The organism is Candidatus Krumholzibacteriia bacterium (assembly GCA_029865265.1).
In the GTDB taxonomy this organism is placed as follows: domain Bacteria; phylum Krumholzibacteriota; class Krumholzibacteriia; order WVZY01; family JAKEHA01; genus JAKEHA01.
Window position 1 is genome coordinate 1 of the sequence record JAOUHG010000019.1, and the last position, 18,804, is coordinate 18,804.

Consider the following 18,804-nt stretch of genomic DNA (forward strand, 5'->3'; position numbering starts at 1 on the left):
CCGCGCATCCCATGACGGCGATGTTGATGGGATGGCGCAGGTGCGCGGTGCGTTTCTCCACCTCTTCGGCAATCTTGAACAGGTCGATACGGTTGCGTGCGCAGGTGGGACACGCGATGATGCGCGGCGTGTTGGACTGGATGTGCAGCGCCTGCAGGATCTTCTGCGCCACGCGCACCTCGTCCACCACGTCCGCAGCCAGGGAGACGCGCATGGTATCTCCGATGCCCTCGTGCAACAGGATGCCCAGCCCCACCGAAGAGATCACCGCGCCGCTCAGGCCCGGGCCCGATTCGGTGATGCCGATGTGGCGCGGGTAGGTTGACTGGCTTGCGAACTTGCGGTACGCCGCCAGCGCCAGCGGAACGTGCGACGCCTTCAGCGACACGATTATGTCGTGGAAGTCGTGCTCCTCGAGTACCGCGATGTGACGGAAGGCGCTCTCCACCATGGCTTCGGGCGTGGGGAAGCCGTACTTCAGGAGCAGATCCTTCTCCAGCGATCCGCCGTTCACACCGATGCGGATGGGGAGCCTGTACTCCTTGGCCTTCCTGACCACCGCTTCCACGCGATCCTTGCTGCCGATGTTACCCGGGTTGATGCGCAGCTTGGCGATGCCGGTGCCGGCCACCTCCACCGCCATGCGGTAGTTGAAGTGGATGTCCGCCACCAGCGGCACGTTGATCTGCCGGACGATCTGCTCGGTGGCGCGGACGCTATCCATGTCCGGGACGCTCACACGCGCGATGTCGACGCCGGCCTCCTCCATGCGTTTGATCTCGTCCACCGTGCGTTTCACGTCGGTGGTGGGGGTGGTGGCCATGGACTGGATGGAAATCGGGGCGCCGCCGCCGACGGCGACGGAACCGACCATGACCTGGCGGGTGGGTTGATAGGGAGTGTGGCTCAAAGTAAGTCCTGGTCTGGTTGCGGCGCGACTACCGGGGAAGAACCTCGCTAAAGGTACACCGCGGCAGCAGGCGCGCGCAAGTCTTTTGGGCTGCTATGGTCCATGCAATGTGACACTTACGCGCGCGGGCGGTTCGGGATATAATGCGCGCATGAACATTCAACGCGCTCTCTTGACAACCGCGCTGGCGTCCCTTCTCGTGACCGGAGCATCCGCCGCCCGCGCGGGTGGCGCGCTGGGCATGGAGTGGTGGTTTGGCGCCGGCGTCAACCGCCCGGATTACAACGACCGCTACATTGCGGTTGGACGTGCCGGAGCGGGCGTGACGGTGCTGGAGCGATTCAGCCTCGGTGTCAACGTCCAGGCGGACCGCGATCGCTGGTTCCGCTTCGGGTACGCGGGTGTGGTGCTCCCGGCCATCGGGTTGGTGGAGCCCTACGGGCGGTTTCACTACGGGCGGCGCGACGACATTGACGACGACTTCATGCAGGTGACCGGTGGACTGCGCTACGGGGTGGACGAGGTGAAGCTCTTCCTGGAGGTGTTCGGAATCATCGAGCCGGGGTATGGAACCGGTGTGTGTTTCGGCGTCACCTTCTAGGCCTGAAAAGACGAGAACCCGGGATGGATCCTCGTCAACCGGACAGTCGCGAAAGAGGGAGAAAAAATCGACTGTCAGCGCAGAGGATCGACTCCGGGTTCCGTCCGTTCGATCCGATTTCTTTTATCACCGGCGGGTGGTGCAGGACTCCCGAACCATTCGTCCCACACCAGGATGTATCGTTAGGATTCAATCCTCCCGCCGGTGATGACTCTTCGTTGAGCGAAGAGAAGATTTCCGGTGACCGGCCCCTGTGGACTTACGCCCCCACCGTCCACATGGTGCTGTACCGTAAAGATGCCCGGCCACCGGAAAATGTGCTTTGCTTGTCCCGCGGGAAGGAAACGACATTCTCCGTGCCGGTACAATGATGCTTTATAGGGTACTCCTTGGGTATGGCTTCGGCAACCTATTTCTGGGACCGGAGGTACGCCGCCAGGTTAATCTCGCGGTGATCAATCTGCAGTTTGCGGCGTATCGACTGCCGGTGCTTGTGGACCGTCTGCGGCGAAAGGCCCAGGCCCTCCGCGATCTGCTTCGATGACCGACCCGCCCCGATCATCTCCAGGATGTCCAGCTCGCGCGGGGTGAGCTTGGAGATGTTGTTCTTGAACTGATCGATGTGCAACCCGGTGACCTTGTTGAGGGTCTGGGTCAGGCGGTCGTACTCGGCGGCGGGGATGGCCCGCTCGTCCCGCAGCCGGTTCAGCATGGGGAGCACCAGGTTCTCCACGTTGCAGCACAGCTCATGGCGGTACTGGTCCTTCTCCTTCTGCAGGTGCTCGAGAACCTCGTTGAGGGCGATGTTCTTGCGCACCATCTCCACGTGGTCCCGGCGCAGCTTCTCGGTGGTCTCGCGCAGCCGTTCGTCCGCCAACCGCACGTCGGTCATGTCGCGCGTGACCGCAAGCAGGCAGCGGCGGCCATCCAGCTCGATCAGTTCGGCAGAGACCACGCACGAGCGCGTGGACCCGTCCTTGATGACCACGTCCATGGGAAAGTCGCGCACGTGGCCCTCCCGGGCCAGGGTCTCGGCCAGTTCGCGCCTCCGCTGGGGGTCTTTCCAGATGCCCAGTTCGAGCGAGGTCCTGCCGATCACCTCGTTGCGTGCATAGCCGGTGATGCGCACGAAGCCGTCGTTGGCCTCCACGAACTCGCCCGTGTCCAGGTAGGAGATGGTGATGGAGTCCGGGCTGTTCTGGAACGCCTTCTCGCAGCGATCGTGGGTGCGGCGCAGTTCCAGCTCCACGCTCACGCGCTCGGTGATGTCGCGGTAGTTCATGACCACGCCGCGCACGTCCTCGTCATCCACCAGGTTCTGAACTGTGGCCTCGATGGTCCGCCAGCTGCCGTCCTTGTGGCGCGCGCGGATGGCGCCCACCCGGACCACGCCCATCGATTGCTTCACCCGCTCCAGCGCGCGCAGCGCCAGGTCGGTATCTTCGGGGTGGACGTAGGCCAGCGGGTTGGTGCCGAGCAGCTCGCGGGGATCGTACCCCAGCACGGCCGTGACGGACGGGCTGGTGAAGATGGTCCGGTTGCTCGTATCGACCACCTTGATTACGTCGAACGCGTTCTGGATGAGGGCCTTGAAGAGTCGGGCAACGCGCTCGGCGTCGAGCGATTCGTGGACGTTCGGGCTCATGACGCTCCGCCGATTTGGGTATAAAGTTGGTACGGATAAGGATACCCGGAACCGCGGGCGGAATCAAGCCTCTCCGACCTTGCGCCTTGTGTTATCGTAAGTTAAGGGGGTTGAACCCCATCTCGCATGGACAGGAATCAGGATACCCAATCGCTGCAGGAAGCCGCCGCCCGGTTTCCGTCTGACCCCGGCGTCTACGTCTTCAAGGACGAAGCGGGCCGCGTCCTGTACGTGGGGAAGGCGCGCTCGCTGCGCACGCGCATCCGCAGTTACTTCCGCGAGGGCGGTGACGGGCGCGCGCGCATCGAGTTTCTGGTTCGCCGCGCACGGGCGCTCGAGTACATCGTCACCGAAACCGAGCAGGAGGCGTTGATACTCGAGAACAACCTCATCAAGAAGCACCGGCCGCGCTACAACGTCGTCTTCAAGGACGACAAGACCTACGTCAACCTCCGCTTGAATACGGACCACGCCTTTCCGCGCCTCACGGTGGTGCGCCGGCCGCGCCGCGACGGCGCCACCTACTTCGGCCCCTTCGCCTCGGCGGGATCGGTGCGCCAGACCATCCGCACCATCGGCCGCATCTTTCCCATGCGCACCTGCACCGACGCCGAGCTGGCCAGCCGCACGCGCCCCTGCCTCTACTATTACATCAAGCGTTGTCCGGCGCCGTGTGTCGGGCGGGTGAGCGCGCAGGAGTACGCGGACACCGTCAAGCGCGTGACGATGTTCCTCAAGGGGCGCAACAACGAGCTGCTGAAGATGCTGCGCGACCGCATGGACCTGCAGTCCGCGGAGCGGCGCTACGAGGCAGCGGCGCGCACCCGCGACCAGATCCACGCCCTCCAGCGCGTCATCGAAAGACAGCGCATCACGTCGCCCCAGCGCGCGGAACGCGATGTGTTCGCCGCCCACCAGCGCGAGGAACGGCTGGTCATCCAGTCGCTGGCGGTGCGCGACGGCGAAGTGTCGGGGGGCGAGACGTTTTCGTTCGGAAGCGCGCTCGAGGACACGCCGGTGCACCTGGCGTCGTTCTTGAACCAGTACTACCAGGGCGGCGCGCAGATCCCCGACGAGATCCTGCTCGCCGGGGAGATTCCCGGCGCCGACGCGCTGGCAAAGCTGCTCAGCGACCGCGCGGGACGCGTCGTGCGCATCGTGGTTCCGCGGCGCGGCGAACGGGCCGACCTGGTCGCGCTCGCGACCAGGAATGCGCTCGTCGCGTTCGACGAGGGCCGGGGTGGCGAGCGCAACCACGAGCTCCTGGAGGACCTCAAGGAACTCCTCTCGCTGGAGCACTACCCGCGGCGCATCGAGTGTTTCGACATCTCCAACATCCAGGGCACGCGCGCGGTTGGTTCCGGGGTGGTGTTCATCGACGGTGAGCCGGTCAAGGGGGCGTACCGCAAGTACAAGATCCGCACGGTGGAGGGCTCCGACGACACCGCGATGATGCGCGAGGTGCTGGAGCGGCGCTTTTCGCGCGGGCTCAAGGAAGGCGATCTTCCCGATCTGCTGATGGTCGACGGGGGTCGCGGGCAGCTCAACGTTGCGCTCGACGTGCTCCAGCGCCTGGGCGCCGATGCGGTTTCCGCCATCGGCATCGCCAAGGTCCGCGGGGACGGTAATCGCAAGATTCGGGGCCAGGAGCGCATCCACCTGCCCGGGCACGAGGATTCGATCCTGCTGGACGGCGCGTCGCCGGCCCTGTTTCTGCTGGAACGCATCCGCGACGAGGCCCACCGCTTTGCCATTTCCTACCACCGGACGCTGCGCAGCCGCGCCATGGGGGAGTCGAGGCTGGATTCCATCCCGGGGGTCGGCCAGGTCCTCAAACAGCGGCTTCTGGCGGAATTCGGCAGCGTGGAGCGCATCCGCAAGGCCCCGCTGGACGTGATCGCAGCCGTGCCCGGGGTGTCCCGCCGCCGGGCCCAGGCCATCAAGGATGCGCTTGGCTGAGCCCGCCGAGCGTGGTAAGGGCTTGGAGGCCGTTGACTTTCCGGTGTTGGCCCCCTATGATGCCCGTGTCCTGGTGCCGCGTCCCCGCGGACGCCCGGCGCCCAGGACTCCCCCACCGGTCACCAGCGCAATTCTCATGGAACACGCCATCGCACCCGGCAGGTGCGTCGTGTCCCGAAACCGCGCCGGGGTTCACGGGCCCGGAGAGCGGGCGGCGAAGAGCCGCGTTGGAAAGTCTTCTGGAGGTTTTCGAGGTGAATTCGAGACGCGTACTCGCTTATGTCGCCCTGGCGGCACTGATCTTCGTCGTGGCGTGCGGAAACGACCCGACCACGCCGCCGCCACCGGCCAAACCGCCCCAGATTTCCACCGTGACCAGCTGGACGCGCACCCAGGGGCTTCCCAGCAACGACGTCTACGCCATCCTGGTGACCACCGAAGGCGAGCTGTGGATCGGCACGCAGGCGGGAATCGCCGTGTATCCCAGCATCACGTCGACCTCGCCCAACGACACCATCAACGAACTCAACGGCCTGCCCAACCCGAAGGTGCGCGCGATGACCGAGTACAACGGTTTCATCTACGTGGCCACCTGGGGCGGGGGCATCGGCATCTTCGACATGGCGGCAGACACCTGGAGCTTCCGCAACACGGCCAACGGCATGCGTGCGAACAATGTTGCGGACGTGGAAGCGTCGCCCACCGAAGACCGCGTGTACTGCGCCACCACCAACGGCGTGAGCATCTACAATGTCACCGCCAACAACTTCTCGAGCTTCATTCCGCCCAACCTGCTCGACCCGGTGGTCTCGGCGATCGGCGTTCGCATGAACGGGGCGCTGGTGGAGCGCTGGTACGGACCCCGGTTCGACTCCATCATTCCGCCCGGCGCCGCGGAGGACCAGCACGGCATCACGGTGTCCCGCGGCGCGAGCACCGTCATCAAGTACACCCTCGCCAATTCCGGACTCGCCGAGGCGCGGGTGAATGACATCTTTCCCGACAGCGACCCCGACTCCGTGTGCTGGGTGGCGTGCACGTCTGCGGGTCTCGCGCTCGTCGATCCCAACGCCAGCACCTGGACCTACGCCACGACGCAGAACGGACTGCCCTCCAACCTGGTTTATTCGGTGACCCGTGCCAGCGGCACCATATGGGTCGGAACGCAGGGCGGGCTGGCGCGCAGGCGCAGCGGCGGCAGTTGGCAGGGGTACGATCGTGGCGCCGGCCTGCAGGCGGACCGTGTGCGCCGGGTCTACAGCGACGACGGAACCCGCCTCTGGCTGGGCTTCATCGAGGGCGGCGCGGCGCGCGTCAACCCCGCCAGTGCGCAGTAGGCGAGCGTCCCACCCCCGCGCGGGGCTCAGGGAATCTCGAGGAACTTCGGAAAGCGCGTCAGGTTGCGGATGCCGGTGCGTGTGACCAGCACCGTATCCTCGATGCGCACCCCGCCCACCGGGTGGTAGTAGAGCCCGGGTTCCACCGTCACCACCATCCCCGCCTTGAGCCGGGTATCGTTCATGGCGATGCGCGGGGGCTCGTGGATCTCGAGCCCGAGACCGTGGCCGGTGCCGTGGAAGAACCCCTGCATGCGTCCCTTCGCCTCTCCGGTGGGAAACCCGCGTGTCTCGAAGAGGTCGAGGATCGCCCCGTGGATATCGCGCGAGCGGGCCCCGTGGCGCACCATGCGCAGCCCCAGACGCTGGCCGGCGAGGACGGTCTCGTAGATGTCCTTCACCATGTCACTGGCCGTGCCCTTGACCACCGTGCGCGTGATGTCGGCAAAGTAGCCGGTCGCCTCCGAACGCGGGAAGACGTCGATGATGATGGGCTGGTTGGCGCGAATCGCGCCGCCGCCGACATCGTGCGGGTCGCAGCCGCGGCGCCCCGCCGCCACAATGGTGTTGGCGGGGATGCACCCGCGCGCGAAGATCTCCGCGTTGAGCACCTGGCGCAGCTTCTCCGCGGTGAGCCGGCGCCCGCCGCTCATCACCCAGCCGCCGCGGATGGTGGCGGCGCGCAGCAGGTCGATGGCCGCCTGCAGGCCTGCCTCGGTGGCGCGCATGGCGCGCCGGATGTGGGCCACCTCGGCCGGCGTCTTGAGTTCGCGCTGGGGAAACAGGGGGCCGCGGGCCACGCGCACGCGCACTCCGTTCTCGCGCAGCCCCTCGACGATCCCGGCGGCGGCGGTGGCGGACACGGTGACGGAGCGGATCTTGAGTTCGCGAAAGACCTCCGCGATCACGTCGGCCACCCCTGGGATGCGGCCGGTGCGTTCCACGACGCGGGCCGTGTAGTGGGACAGCGACAGCACGCGGTGCGCGTTGGACCGCGACCGCGCCCGGCCGATTTCGAGATCGCTCATCACGTAGATGCGTTTCCCGGCCGCGGTGCGGATGAAGATGAAGGGGTCCGGGCAGTGAAAGCCGGTTGCATACAGAACGTCTGCATCGCTTTCGCTGGACGCGTATAGTAGAATCGTGTACGGCTTTTCCTTCGAACGGCTCACGGTGCCTCCCTGGTTGCCGTGATCATTGCAGCGCGGCAGGGTACTTGTAAAGACGCACATGACGACATCCGAAGCACGCATCGATCTCCACACGCACTCCAACAACTCGGATGGCGTTCACGCCCCCTCGGCCCTGATCGACCTGGCCAAGTGGAAGGGCATCTCCGCCATCTCCCTGTGCGACCACGACTCCCTGGAGGGGTACCCCGAGCTCGAAGCGGCGGCCCGTCGCGAGGGCATCGAGGTGCTCACCGGCGTCGAACTCAGCTGCGAGCACATCGGCCACGACCTGCACGTGCTGGGATACGGGGTCGACCGCACCAGCCCGCCGCTGCAGGCCCTGCTGCACGACTTTCGCGCCGCGCGCCAGCGGCGCGGGGAGCAGATCGTGGAGAAGCTGGCCGGGCAGGGAATCCGCATCGACATCGAGAAGGTGATGGCCAAGGCGGCGGGTGGCGCGCTGGGCCGCCCGCACATTGCGGCCGCGCTGGTGGAAGCCGGACTGGTGCCCGATTTTCCGCAGGCCTTCGCCAGGTACATCGGCGAGGGATGCCCCGCGTACGTCGAGAAGTACAAGATGCTCCCGGACGAGGCGGTGGCGGCGATCCACGCGGCAGGCGGACTGGCGTTCGTGGCGCACCCCGGTTACTACCTGGAGGACGAAGACGCGTTTCGAACCATGCTGCAGCGCGGATTCGACGGCGTAGAGGTCTACCACCCCTACCACCAGCCCGCGGTGATCAAGCGGTTGCTGGGAATCGCGAGCGACTACAACCTCCTGATTTCGGGGGGCTCGGACTTTCACGGCTTCGCCGGGCGCGACAACCTCGGCGAGCCGGCCGTTCCGTACTCGCTCCTCGAACAGATCAAGGAAGCACTCCACAAGAGGAAACCGTCATGATCGAAGCAGGCAAGAAGGCCCCCGACTTCACGCTCACCGCCGACGACGGCAGCGACGTCAAGCTGTCGGCGTTGCGCGGACGTCCCGTCATTCTGTTCTTCTACCCCAAGGCCGACACCCCCGGGTGAACGGCCGAAGCATGCGATTTCCGTGATGAGATCGCCGCATTCAAGAAGAAGAAGGCCGTCGTGCTCGGCGTGAGCAAGGACTCGGTCAAGGCCCAGGCGAAGTTCAAGGCCAAGTACGAACTCCCGTTTTCACTTCTGAGCGATCCCGACGGTGCCGTGTGCGATGCCTACGGCGTTCTGCAGGACAAGTCGATGTACGGGAAGGTATTCAAGGGCATCGTGCGCTCCACCTTCGTCATCGATGCCGACGGCAAGGTGGCAAAGATCTTCCAGCCGGTGAAAGTGGCCGGTCATGCAGGCGCGGTACTGGAGGAACTCTAACGGTCCCGGCGCCGGTGGAGCACGCGATAGCACAGGAAGATCTCGTCACCCTCGCGGCGCAGCGATTCCAGCTTGAGATGCTGGTGGCTGTCCTGCAGGAAGCCCTTGCCGTCCAGCAGTGACGGCGCGCCCATGCCGCCGATCAGGCGCGGCGTGATGGTCACGTAGAGCCGGTCCACCAGGTTCGCCTCCGCGAAGGCGAAGTGCACCTCTCCACCGCCCTCCAGCAGCAGCCCGCGCAGCCCGCGCGCGTGCAACTGCGACACGATCGCCGCCGGTGAGAGCCTCCGCCCCGGCAACACCACCACGTCCGCCACACTGCCAAAGCGTTTCACGCGCGCCACCGGGGCCTGCCGGGTGGTGAACACGATGCGCTCGGTTTGGTCGGTCTGGAAGAAACGGGCGCGGATGGGGAGGTCGAGCGCGCGGCTCAATACCACGTTCACCGGGTGTGGAGAACGCCCCGCCGCCACGCGCTTCTCGCGCAGGTCGGCGTAGCGGATCAGCATGGGCCAGCCGTCGTGGCGCACGGTCCCGGCACCCACGATGACGGCGTCCGCGGCCGCGCGCAGCTCGTCCATGAGGCGGCGGTCGTTCTCGCTGCCCAGGGCGAAGTGCTCCCGGGTGCGGGTCGTGATGCGCCCGTCGACGCTGACGGCCATGTTGACGGAGACGGTTGCGGCGTTTCGTTTGGGCATGATTATCGTGCGGGGCGCAGTTGAGCTTGCCGGCCCCCGCTCCTATAATACTCAACATGCCGGCCCCGATCATCGTCTTCCTGCATGATGCGCGCTACGACCGCGTGTACCAGGCGGTCAGCCTGCTGGCGACGGCCGTGCGCATGGGGCGCCCGGCGTACCTCTGTCTATTCTACGACGCGCTGGCGTCTCTGGTGGCGGGAACCTGGGACGACGTGGAAACGCTGCGCGCACTGGGCGACGACCCACCGTGGCGCGTCGCCATCGCGCTGGGGTTCGCGCGCAACGAGGGGCCGCCGCCCACGGAGATCCTGGCCGCGGCCCGGGCGGAGGGGTGCAAAGTCTTCGCGTGCAGCACGTCGGTTCGCATCATGGACCTGGATCCGGTCGACGTGGCCCCGAAGGTGGACGCAATCGTGGGTATGGCCACGATGCTGGAAGCGGCAGGGGAGGGCGCGGTCGCGCTGTATATCTGAACGGCCCGGAGCGTCTCGTCCGCGAACGGAACAACCCGATATCAGCCGAAGATGCGGCGGAAGCGTTCCACCGCTTCATTGATCACCGGTACCGGTGTGGCCGAGAACGACAGGCGCACGTTGTCCGTGAAGTGGTGCCCGAAGCAGGAGCCGTACACCGTGGCGATACCGTTCTCCATGAGCAAATCGTAGATGTAGTGATTGCGGGCTTCGCCGCTGAGATCACTCGGGATGATCCTGGTGAAGTTGGGGAACATGTAGAACGCGCCCGCGGGACGGTCGATGGTGATACCGGGCAGGTCCTTGAGGCCTTCGTAGAGCGTGTCGCGGCGGCGCCGAAACTCCTCGTTCATGGCCGCGATGGCGGCGCGGCTCTCCTGCACGTTGTTCATCGCTTCCGCGGCGGCGAACTGCAGGAAGGTGGTCACACCCGCCGTCTGCGTGTAGTTGCCCAGGCGCAGCAGTTTCGCCACCTTTGCGTTGCGCGTCACCGCGTAGCCGATGCGCCACCCCGTCATTGAGTACGCCTTGGACATGGTGAACACCGTGATGATGTTCTCCTGCGCGAGTTTGGAGAGCGAGAAGTGCTCGCCGTCATAGATGATCTTCTCGTAGGCCTCGTCCGCAATCACGAAGGCACCGTGGCTGGTGCAGATCTCCACGATGCGTGTCAGTTCATCCCGGGTGAACACCTTGCCGGTGGGATTTTGCGGATTGTTGAGATAGAAGAAATCGCGCCCGCGCACCGCATCATCGACGCGGTCGTAGTCCACTGAGAAATCCGCGTTGAGCGGCACTTCCTTGAAGTCGATCTGCGCGAAGGGAACAAAGTTCTCCAGCGCGCAACTCCACGTGGGCGAGAAGCCCGCGCCGCTCTTGAACAACTTGAACGACAGCTCCAGCCCCTCCTGGCCGCCGTAGGTTGCGACCACCTGCGACGCGTCGACGTCGGCGTCGTGGTCGATCTTCAGGCGTCGCGCCACCGCCTCGCGGAAGAAGTTCTCGCCGCCGGACCTGGGATACTTGGTGAGCCCCTCGTCCAGCCCGCGCTTGGCGGCGTCCACGATGAACTTCGGCGTGGGGAAGTCGATCTCGCCGCGCTGGAAGAAAACGAACCTGCCCCCCGTCTTCTCATACTCGACCGCCCGCACCCGCGCCGCCTCGCTGATGGAGACGATGGGAGACATACGAATGTCTTCCAGGGCGGGGTTGAACGAACTGCGCAGATTCTTGGATGCGGTCATGGAGCGGGTGGTCGGTTGCATGGGACCTTTCGTCCGGCCGTGGCGCGCGATCGGCGCCGCCGGCATCTGATTGAAAATGAAATGCGATACGAATTCAGGATGTTTTCCGGCGCCTGCGCGCCGCGCGGCGCAAACGGTGGCGCAAGGTGTGGAGGTCGGCATTGTACTCCGTCACCTTGGCCTTCTGGCCTTTCGACGACGCTTCCGCGCGCTTGGCCTTCAGCTCGCGCACCAGCAGCTTGAGCGTGGGGACGTCGCGCGCGCTGCTCTTTCCTCCCCGCGACGGCGCCGAGGTGCTGGAGCCGCCGCTCGCGAGCAGCTGCACCAGGTCGTCCTTCTTCATCGAGGAGATCCCCTTGACGTCACCGAGCTTCTTCGCCTCTTCGCGCAGTTCGGCGACGGTCATCTTGCGAAGCGAATCGACGTCCATGGGTGGTTCCTTTCGAAAGGGTGTTTCGCTCGAGGCGACCGTATGATACAACACCTGAAAATCCGGCAACAAGTCGTTCGTGACGGTGCCCGCGATTCGTCCCGTTCCCATGCGGAATGGCCGGGTTCGTGCGCCGGCGCTGGTGCTCCCCCAAGGCGGCTCCATCATGTCCCATCGAATCCTCCTGGCCCTGTGCGCGGTCGTTCTCCTCGCCTCCTGCGGCAAGAAGTCCCCGGAAACCACACCCGCTCCCGGGGGCGCTGCGGTCGCGGAGGGCAGGAGTTTCCAGGAACTCACCGTGCGCCAGATCATGCAGGGGCCGGGTATCGTGGGTACCGCGCCCACCGCACCCCGTTTCTCCGCCGACGGCAACACGGTCTACTTCAACTGGAACAGCCCCGCCCGCCTGGATTCCATGAACGCCACCGGTCCGGAGAACGCCTACGACCACTGGCTCGATCTGGAGAAGGACGCCGGCACCTGGCGCCTCGACATCGCCACCCAGGCCATCGAGAAGCTCGCCGACGCCGTGGCCGACACCACCGTGCCCGACGATTCCGCGTGGGACCGCGCGCGCCGTCGCCGGGCCGAGATCCGCAAGGGCGACGTCTACCTGGCGGAGCGGGACGGCCGCACGCGCCGCATCACCGCAACCGTGGCCGCGGAGAGCGCCGTGCAGATTTCTCCCGACGGCGAGACGGTGTGGTTCCGTTCCGGCAACGACCTGTTCTCGGTGGCGTGGCGGGGCGGCCCGGTGCGGCAGATCACCAACCTCGCCCTCGCCGATGACCCGGAGGCAAAGAAGCCGTCGCCGCAGCGCCAGTACCTGATCGACCAGCAGAAGGAACTGTTCGTCGAATTCAAGGATCGCGGCGAGAAGAAGGACGAAGCCGAGCCGAAGAAGGTCTACGTGGGCGAAGGGCTGGAGATCAACCGTATGCTGGTGTCGCCGAGCGGAAAGTACGTTGCGCTGGCGGTCACGCGTCCGGCCGGCGGCGACCGCGACCCCATCATTCCCCTCGCCATCACCAAGAGCGGTTACGTGGAGACGGAGGACGTCCGCTCCAAGGTGGGGGACGAGCAGGAGTCGCAGTTCGTGCTGTTCGTGGACCTGGAGGGTGACTCGCTGGTGCGCCTGGCGGACGACGACAAGTCGGACGAGATGACCGACAAGAAACCCGACGAGAAGATCATCGAGCCGATGTCATGGTCGCCCACCGACGACGACCTGCTGGTGCGCCGCATCTCGGGCGACTGGCACGACCGCTACTTCATGGTGGCGTCGCCGCGACAGCGCGGCGCGGACGGCAAGGTGGCCGCGCGCGTGCTGGACCGCTTCCACGACGAGGCCTGGGTGGATGGCCCGTCGTTCTACGAAACCGGGGCGTGGATGCCCGACGGCAAGGCCATCTACTTCATCAGCGAAGCGGAGAAGTGGGGCCACCTCTACACAGTGTCACTGTCGGGCCGCAAGACGCAGCTCACGCGCGGCGCGTACGAAGTGCACGACGTGTTCCTCGACGAACAGCGCGACCGCTGGTTCGTGGTCAGCAACGAGGAGTTTCCCGGCTCGCGGCGCGTGTGGAGCATGAATCTCGACGGCTCCGAAAAGAAGCTGCTCACCCCGTCGCGCGGCGACTACGCGCTCACCTTCTCGCCGGAGATGGACAAGGCGGTGGTCATTCACTCCACCAGCACCATGCCGCCGGAGTTGTACCTGTTCAACCCGGACACCGGCGCACTGGACGGGCCCCTGACGGAGTCGACCACCGCGGTGTTCCGAAGCTGGTCGTGGCTGGATCCGGAACGCATCGTGTTTCGTGCCTCCGACGGTGTCGGTGTTCCCGCACACCTCTTCAGGCCGGAACGCTTCGGCGGCACGCCCAACCGCGCCGGCGTGATCTTCATTCACGGTGCCGGCTATCTGCAGAACGTGCTCGACAGCTGGAGCCCGTACTATCGCGAGTTCATGTTCAACAGCATGCTCGCCGCGCGCGGCTACACGGTGCTCAACATCGACTACCGCGCGTCGGCCGGTTACGGGCGCGACTGCCGCACCGCCATCTACAAGCACATGGGCGGGCGCGATCTGGACGACATCATCGACGGCGCGCGCCTGTTGGTGAGCGACTACGGCGTGGAGAAGAACCGCGTGGGCACGTACGGCGGATCCTACGGCGGATTCCTCACCCTGATGGCGATGTTCAAGTATCCCGATGACGTGGCATCCGGGGCCGCGCTGCGCTCGGTCACCGACTGGGCGCACTACAACCACTGGTACACGGTTCGCATCCTGGGCACGCCGGTGGACGATCCCGAGGCGTACCGTCGCTCGTCGCCCATCTACTTTGCGGATGGTCTGCGGGGGAATCTGGTCATCCTGCACGGACTGCGCGACGACAACGTGCTGGCGGCCGACGATGTCCGCCTCTCGCAGCGGCTGATCGAGCTGGGGAAGGAGAACTGGGAGCTGGCCCTGCACCCGGTGGAGCGCCACGGGTACCAGCGCGCCGCCTCCTGGACGGACCAGATGACGAGGGCCTTCAAGCTGTTCGAGAGGACCCTCCCGGCGGCCGCCGAGCGGCCCGAAAATTAGCTTTTGCCCCGGCCGCGGCCGTTTGGTAGACTCAACCCGGTTTGGCGAGCCCCCCTGGTGTATCCCCCGGATACGCTGGCCGGGCCGCACCCGTTGCTCTTACATCACAGTACATTATCCTTCCCTTCGCTCGTGCGGGTTCCACTGGAGATGTTGTTTCTCCCCGCAGCATCTCGACCGTTCGACGGAGGGAAGGACTTTTTTTTGGGGGGAACCGCGCGGCTCAGGGCGTGGCCGCGGTGTCGTAGACCGACAGGTCGGTCCCGTTGGGGATTGCCAGCATCATCTGCACCACCCGCACCTCGTCGTCGGTGATGTCCGTCGGCAGGGGCTGCCCGCCGAACATGATGAACCCCGCCGGTAGATGGTCCAACCGGATCGTGTGCCCGAGTTCGTGCATGAGGATGGCGTACAGCTTCACCGGGTCCGAGAAGTCGTTGACGATCTTGATGCGCTCTCCCGAGGGATACCCCGCGGCGTCGTTCTGGTGCTCGGTAAGGCCGTTCTGGATGCCCATGGAGGAGCGCGGCAGGAACTGAAACTCGATGCCGCTCGCGGGAATGGCGGGCACCTCCACGAAGACTTCCAGCCCGGTTCTCAGGTTCCACTGCGCGGCCGCCTGGCGGGCGAGGGCGGTGTAATCCAGCCCGTTCCCGTTCACGTAGGCGGGCGCATAAAAGGGAATCGGGTACGTGTTCCAGCGCTTCAGCACCTGGCCCCCGCCCGCCGTCACCAGCGCGTCCAGCAGGATCTGGAATGTGCTCAGGTAGATGGGTGAATCGGCGGCGATCACCGGGATCATCGGGACGGACAGGACCGTGTCGTCATCGAGGATGAGCGAGCTCTCGAACGCGTGATAGCGGCTCGCCGCCGACCCCGTCTCGATGCGAATCCCCACCGTGCCTCCCGTGATGTCATCCAGCACGATCCGGCCGTCGGCCCCGGTGGTGAAATTCCATGGCGTGCTGGTGGTGAGCAGCGCGTCCAGTCCCTGCACCGGGGATGCCGTGAGCACGTCCGCGCAGACGGCTTCGAAGCGGAGCCCCGGGATGTGCAGGTGTGTCACCGGTCCCACCAGCGATGGGTTGCCCGCGGCATCGTAGGTCCGGACCGCCGTGTAGAGGTCGCGGCCGCGGGGCGGCGCGGGCAGCGTGTACGTCTGCGGGGTGCCCTCGGGCTCGGGAGCGGGCGGGTCGGTGACCGCAGCCGACAGGTCCCAGTCGAGTGGGAACGCGTACGCATAGCGGATGTCATACCGCGCCACGCGATTGGTCTTGTCGTCGTCGCGCGGGGCCGTCCAGGCGAACTCGACGTCTTTGCTGGCATCCCGCCAGGTGAGCACGAGGTCGCCGACCGTCTGCGGTGCGACCGTATCGGTGGTGTCCCCGGGCGGGGGAGGCCCCTGGGTGGTGGACGCGGGACCGCCGCCCTCGTCACAGGCCAGACAGGCTGCAAGCATCAGGGCGGTGGCGCCGACATAGCGTTGTAAACGGGACGGCATGGAACTCCGGTTTCCGGTGGGGCACTGTGAATGGTACGGCACCCGCGTGCGCTGTTCAACCGCCGGTCTTGACTTGGCGTCAAACCGGTGTATAGTCAACGGGTTAACCACACGAAAGGGACTCTCGGCATGGGCGCAAACATCCACAACATCATCATTCTCGGTTCGGGTCCCGCGGGGCTCACCGCCGCCATCTATGCAGCGCGGGCGGATCTGTCGCCCCTGGTCATCGAGGGCATCCAGCCGGGGGGGCAGCTGACCATCACCACCGAGGTCGAGAACTACCCCGGCTTCGACACCGGCATCATGGGCCCGGAGCTCATGGACGTCATGAAGAAACAGGCCGCGCGCTTCGGCACGGCGTTCGAGTTCGCGAGCGTCGACCGCGTCGAGCTCGACGGTCCGGTCAAGACGGTGTACGCGGGCGACCGCGCATTCCGCTGCCGTGCGCTGGTGGTTGCCACCGGCGCATCGGCGCGCTGGCTCGGCATTCCCAGCGAGTCGAAACTCATGGGCCACGGCGTGTCGGCGTGCGCCACCTGCGACGGATTCTTCTTCCGCGACCAGGTGATCGTGGTGGTGGGTGGCGGCGACACCGCGCTCGAAGAGGCCACCTTCCTCACCAAGTTCGGCTCGAAGGTGTACGTTGTGCACCGGCGCGACGAGTTGCGCGCGTCGCGTGCCATGCAGGACCGCGCGTTCAAGAACCCCAAGATCGAGTTCGTCTGGAACTCGGTGGTGGAGGAAGTCCTGGGCGAGGGCAAGGTGTCCGGCGTGCGTCTGAAGGACGTGACCACCGGCGCCGAACGCACGCTCGATTGCGGGGGATTGTTCATCGCCATCGGCCACACTCCCAACACGTCGATCTTCAAGGGCCACCTGGACATGGATGAGAACGGCTACCTGCTCGTAGAGCCCGGCACCACCCGCACCAACGTGCCCGGTGTGTTCGCGGCCGGCGACGTCTCGGATCACGTCTACCGCCAGGCCGTGACCGCGGCCGGCATGGGATGCATGGCGGCACTCGACGCGGAACGTTTCCTGGTGCACTCGGAGGCCGGGAGCGAAGCCGTGGGAAAGGAATAGGACCGTGGCGCGCGGCAAGCCCGTCAAGCAGGAGCGCACGGTGGCCGGCGACCCGCTGCAGGCATCGGTGCGGGCGTTCCTGAAGGCGCTCGATCGCGACCCGGACGCCGTTGAACTGCGCGAGACGCCGGCGCGGGTGGCGGAGGCGTGGCGCTTCTTCACCCAGGGTTACGGCTCCTCCGCGAAGGCCGTCTTTGCCGAGGGCGTCTTCGAAGACGCGTACGATGGCATGGTGCTGGTGCGCGACATCGACTTCTTCTCCGTGTGCGAACACCACCTGGTTCCGTTCTTTGGCAAGTGCTCGGTGGCATACGTGCCCGCAAAGCGCGTGGCCGGTTTGAGCAAGATCGCCCGCCTGGTGGAGGTGCATGCGCGCCGCCTGCAGGTGCAGGAGCGCATGACCCGCGAGATCGCCCGCGACCTCCAGACCCACCTCAAGCCGCGCGGCGTGGCGGTGCGCGTGGAAGCGCGCCACCTGTGCATGGCCATGCGCGGGGTGGAGCAGGTGAACAGCGACGTCGTCACCACGCACGCACTCGGCGTGTTCAAGACGGATCCGGCCATGGCGGAGGAGTTCCGCGCCGCCCTCCGCTGATCCGCGAGCCCCCGGGAGGCCCGGCCGTGACGCCGATCTACCTCGACTACAACGCATCCGCCCCCGCGCGCGACGCCGCGCTGGAGGCGTTCGGGTGTGCCGCCAGGGACGCGCACGGCAATCCCGGGAGCCTGCACCGTTTCGGCCGCGACGCGAAGCGCGCGCTCGACGGCGCGCGCGTTGTGATTGCCGGTTGCATCGGCGCGCGCGAAGGCGAGATCGTCTTCACCGGCGGGGGCACCGAGTCCGACAACCTCGCCCTCACGGGGATCATGGCGCGTCATCCGCGCGGGCACATCGTCACTTCCGCCGTGGAGCACCCCGCCATACTCGAGACGTGCCGCAGCCTGGAGGCGCGCGGTGTGCGCGTGACGCGCGTTGCGGTGGATGCCGACGGGCGCGTGGATCCGTCGCGCGTCGGGGAGGCCATCGGTGACGATACCGTCCTGGTCTCCGTCATGTGGGTGAACAATGAAACCGGCGTGGTGCAGCCGGTGGAAGAGATCGCCGCCATCGCACGCGCGCGTGGGGTGACGTTTCACACCGATGCGGTGCAGGCATTCGGTCGCGTGGCCATCGACGTCGCGGGCGCCGGCGTGGACCTGCTCTCGATTTCCGGACACAAGTTCGGCGCACCTCCCGGCGTGGGGGCGTTGTTCGTGCGCCGCGGATGCGACATCGAGGCGGTGATGCACGGCGGGGGCCAGGAGCACGGCCGGCGCGGCGGAACCCCGGCGCTACCCCTGGCGGCGGCGATGGCCGCGGCCGCGAGGGAGGCGTGCGACGAATGCGCGGCGGAAACGGTGCGGCTCGGCGCGCTGCGAGATCGCATGGAGCGCTCGCTGCTCGAGCGGATCCCGGGGGTGGCCATCAACGGGGCGGGCGCCGCCCGCGTGGCCAACACCAGCAACATCCGCATTCCCGGGGCCGACAGCGAGGCGGTGTTGCTGGCGCTGGATGCCCTGGGAATCGCCGTGTCGAGCGCCTCGGCCTGCGCGGCCGCGCGGCGCGACACCTCCCACGTGCTGCGGGCCATGGGCCGGTCCGCCCGCGAGGCCGGTAATTCGCTGCGCGTCAGCCTTGGCTACCGCACCACCGCGTCCGATGTGGATAACTTTCTCGCCGTGCTGCCCGACACGGTGGAAGGAATGCGCGCGAGCACGAAACCGGCCCGGACGCTTTGACAGGCGGCGGTGGCTGCGTT

Annotated in this window: 17 protein-coding genes; 10 read left to right on the plus strand and 7 right to left on the minus strand. The window is 66.4% G+C overall.

Annotation, left to right across the window (positions count from 1 at the left end):
- Window positions 1-910 (minus strand): flavodoxin-dependent (E)-4-hydroxy-3-methylbut-2-enyl-diphosphate synthase (gene ispG / locus OEX18_09640; protein ID MDH4337520.1); only part of this gene is annotated, 910 nt, incomplete at its 3' end.
- A gap of 151 nt (window positions 911-1,061) precedes the next feature.
- Here ispG and OEX18_09645 point away from each other — a divergent pair.
- The gene (locus OEX18_09645; GenBank protein MDH4337521.1) at window positions 1,062-1,511 is read left to right on the plus strand and encodes a hypothetical protein; all 450 of its coding nucleotides are present in this window, start codon (window positions 1,062-1,064) and stop codon (window positions 1,509-1,511) included.
- A gap of 409 nt (window positions 1,512-1,920) precedes the next feature.
- Here the strand turns inward: OEX18_09645 and OEX18_09650 are convergent, their stop codons facing one another.
- On the minus strand, window positions 1,921-3,156 hold the full coding sequence (locus tag OEX18_09650) for a PAS domain S-box protein (protein MDH4337522.1): 1,236 nt from the start codon (window positions 3,154-3,156) through the stop codon (window positions 1,921-1,923).
- A gap of 126 nt (window positions 3,157-3,282) precedes the next feature.
- On the opposite strand from OEX18_09650, the gene uvrC reads away from it, so the two are divergent.
- Both uvrC and OEX18_09660 read left to right on the plus strand, forming a co-directional pair.
- Entirely contained in the window at window positions 3,283-5,115 is a 1,833-nt protein-coding gene (gene uvrC, locus OEX18_09655) for an excinuclease ABC subunit UvrC (GenBank protein ID MDH4337523.1), read from the plus strand.
- Between the two features lie 254 nt (window positions 5,116-5,369).
- On the plus strand, window positions 5,370-6,452 hold the full coding sequence (locus OEX18_09660) for a hypothetical protein (GenBank protein MDH4337524.1): 1,083 nt from the start codon (window positions 5,370-5,372) through the stop codon (window positions 6,450-6,452).
- Between the two features lie 26 nt (window positions 6,453-6,478).
- On the opposite strand, the gene OEX18_09665 is transcribed toward OEX18_09660, so the two are convergent.
- Entirely contained in the window at window positions 6,479-7,624 is a 1,146-nt protein-coding gene (locus OEX18_09665; GenBank protein ID MDH4337525.1) for a Xaa-Pro peptidase family protein, read from the minus strand.
- Between the two features lie 58 nt (window positions 7,625-7,682).
- Between OEX18_09665 and OEX18_09670 the strand changes: the two genes are divergently transcribed.
- Both OEX18_09670 and bcp read left to right on the plus strand, forming a co-directional pair.
- A complete protein-coding gene (locus OEX18_09670) occupies window positions 7,683-8,525 on the plus strand; it encodes a PHP domain-containing protein (GenBank protein MDH4337526.1) in 843 nt (280 codons plus the stop codon).
- Window positions 8,522-8,974 (plus strand): thioredoxin-dependent thiol peroxidase, encoded by a 453-nt coding sequence (gene bcp, locus OEX18_09675; GenBank protein MDH4337527.1) that lies wholly within the window; start codon window positions 8,522-8,524, stop codon window positions 8,972-8,974. The genes OEX18_09670 and bcp overlap by 4 nt, the downstream gene beginning before the upstream one ends.
- Here the strand turns inward: bcp and OEX18_09680 are convergent.
- A complete protein-coding gene (locus OEX18_09680; protein MDH4337528.1) occupies window positions 8,971-9,672 on the minus strand; it encodes a dihydrofolate reductase family protein in 702 nt (233 codons plus the stop codon). The two genes, bcp and OEX18_09680, sit on opposite strands and share 4 nt — an antisense overlap.
- Window positions 9,673-9,728: 56 nt before the next feature.
- Between OEX18_09680 and OEX18_09685 the strand changes: the two genes are divergently transcribed.
- Entirely contained in the window at window positions 9,729-10,148 is a 420-nt protein-coding gene (locus tag OEX18_09685; protein ID MDH4337529.1) for a hypothetical protein, read from the plus strand.
- A 41-nt stretch (window positions 10,149-10,189) separates the two neighbouring features.
- Here the strand turns inward: OEX18_09685 and OEX18_09690 are convergent, their stop codons facing one another.
- Window positions 10,190-11,413: an aminotransferase class I/II-fold pyridoxal phosphate-dependent enzyme gene (locus OEX18_09690; protein ID MDH4337530.1), complete on the minus strand. Its 1,224-nt coding sequence runs from the start codon at window positions 11,411-11,413 to the stop codon at window positions 10,190-10,192.
- 73 nt (window positions 11,414-11,486) lie between these two features.
- Entirely contained in the window at window positions 11,487-11,822 is a 336-nt protein-coding gene (locus OEX18_09695; protein ID MDH4337531.1) for a Rho termination factor N-terminal domain-containing protein, read from the minus strand.
- 166 nt (window positions 11,823-11,988) lie between these two features.
- Between OEX18_09695 and OEX18_09700 the strand changes: the two genes are divergently transcribed.
- Entirely contained in the window at window positions 11,989-14,418 is a 2,430-nt protein-coding gene (locus tag OEX18_09700) for a prolyl oligopeptidase family serine peptidase (protein MDH4337532.1), read from the plus strand.
- 223 nt (window positions 14,419-14,641) lie between these two features.
- Here the strand turns inward: OEX18_09700 and OEX18_09705 are convergent, their stop codons facing one another.
- The gene (locus OEX18_09705) at window positions 14,642-15,919 is read right to left on the minus strand and encodes a hypothetical protein (protein ID MDH4337533.1); all 1,278 of its coding nucleotides are present in this window, start codon (window positions 15,917-15,919) and stop codon (window positions 14,642-14,644) included.
- A 129-nt stretch (window positions 15,920-16,048) separates the two neighbouring features.
- Between OEX18_09705 and trxB the strand changes: the two genes are divergently transcribed.
- Genes trxB through OEX18_09720 form a run of 3 tightly spaced genes read left to right on the plus strand, consistent with a single transcriptional unit; the run spans window position 16,049 to window position 18,784 of the window.
- Window positions 16,049-17,005 (plus strand): thioredoxin-disulfide reductase, encoded by a 957-nt coding sequence (trxB, locus tag OEX18_09710; GenBank protein ID MDH4337534.1) that lies wholly within the window; start codon window positions 16,049-16,051, stop codon window positions 17,003-17,005.
- A gap of 4 nt (window positions 17,006-17,009) precedes the next feature.
- Window positions 17,010-17,600, plus strand: a complete 591-nt coding sequence (folE, locus tag OEX18_09715) for a GTP cyclohydrolase I FolE (GenBank protein MDH4337535.1) — start codon at window positions 17,010-17,012, stop codon at window positions 17,598-17,600.
- A gap of 26 nt (window positions 17,601-17,626) precedes the next feature.
- Window positions 17,627-18,784, plus strand: coding sequence for a cysteine desulfurase (locus OEX18_09720; GenBank protein ID MDH4337536.1), 1,158 nt, complete (start codon window positions 17,627-17,629; stop codon window positions 18,782-18,784).
- The last annotated feature ends 20 nt before the right edge of the window (window positions 18,785-18,804 follow it).

Excerpts from the sequence above, each read along its gene's own strand:
- OEX18_09645 (MDH4337521.1), top strand. The coding sequence starts at position 1,062 with ATGAACATTCAACGCGCTCTCTTGACAACCGCGCTGGCGTCCCTTCTC.
- OEX18_09650 (MDH4337522.1), bottom strand. The coding sequence starts at position 3,156 with ATGAGCCCGAACGTCCACGAATCGCTCGACGCCGAGCGCGTTGCCCGA.
- uvrC (MDH4337523.1), top strand. The coding sequence starts at position 3,283 with ATGGACAGGAATCAGGATACCCAATCGCTGCAGGAAGCCGCCGCCCGG.
- OEX18_09670 (MDH4337526.1), top strand. The coding sequence starts at position 7,683 with ATGACGACATCCGAAGCACGCATCGATCTCCACACGCACTCCAACAAC.
- OEX18_09680 (MDH4337528.1), bottom strand. The coding sequence starts at position 9,672 with ATGCCCAAACGAAACGCCGCAACCGTCTCCGTCAACATGGCCGTCAGC.
- OEX18_09685 (MDH4337529.1), top strand. The coding sequence starts at position 9,729 with ATGCCGGCCCCGATCATCGTCTTCCTGCATGATGCGCGCTACGACCGC.
- OEX18_09690 (MDH4337530.1), bottom strand. The coding sequence starts at position 11,413 with ATGCAACCGACCACCCGCTCCATGACCGCATCCAAGAATCTGCGCAGT.
- OEX18_09695 (MDH4337531.1), bottom strand. The coding sequence starts at position 11,822 with ATGGACGTCGATTCGCTTCGCAAGATGACCGTCGCCGAACTGCGCGAA.
- OEX18_09700 (MDH4337532.1), top strand. The coding sequence starts at position 11,989 with ATGTCCCATCGAATCCTCCTGGCCCTGTGCGCGGTCGTTCTCCTCGCC.
- OEX18_09705 (MDH4337533.1), bottom strand. The coding sequence starts at position 15,919 with ATGCCGTCCCGTTTACAACGCTATGTCGGCGCCACCGCCCTGATGCTT.
- trxB (MDH4337534.1), top strand. The coding sequence starts at position 16,049 with ATGGGCGCAAACATCCACAACATCATCATTCTCGGTTCGGGTCCCGCG.